The 473-nt window shown below is 70.8% G+C and carries 1 protein-coding gene; it reads right to left on the bottom strand.

All coding sequences use genetic code 11. The features are described from left to right. A partial coding sequence (locus D7X99_RS42010; RefSeq protein ID WP_147476437.1) for a phosphoribosylanthranilate isomerase occupies positions 1 to 473 on the bottom strand: 473 nt, incomplete at both ends.

The raw sequence follows: 473 nt of genomic DNA, 5'->3' as shown, positions 1-473 counted from the left end.
GCCCAGGGCAGGGGGTGGCGCGCGCCATCGAGCAGTGCCCAGTCGAAGCGTAGGCCCATGCCGCCGGGGAGCGCCGCGCCATCAGGGGTTTTGGCGTCATAGACCAGGCGATCAGCGGCGTCGGCGAATACTTGCGCTGCGTCCAGGTCCGCGCGCGTCTTCACGGCGATGGCGGCCCAGGTCTCCACTCCGAAGCGGTCGCGCAGGTGCGCAGCCTTGTCCGGCATGGTTCGGTGGAGCTGGATCGCGGACAGCCGTGCCGCGGCGATCGCGCGCTCGACCAATGCGGGCTCGGGATCGACGTAGACGCCGACGCTGCGGACATGCGCGGGAAGCCGCTGCGCCAGCCCCACCGCCTGTTCGGGCGAAAGGTTGCGGGGGGAAGGCGGGAAGAACACGAAGCCGACATGGCTGGCGCCGTGGCGCACCGCCGCATCGACCGTGTCGGGCGTGGAAAGGCCGCAGATCTTGAC

This window comes from Corallococcus sp. AB032C (assembly GCF_003668935.1).
Classification (GTDB): domain Bacteria; phylum Myxococcota; class Myxococcia; order Myxococcales; family Myxococcaceae; genus Corallococcus; species Corallococcus exiguus.
The sequence above is the reverse complement of the archived record's forward strand: the minus strand, read 5'-3'. Positions and strand labels throughout refer to the sequence as shown.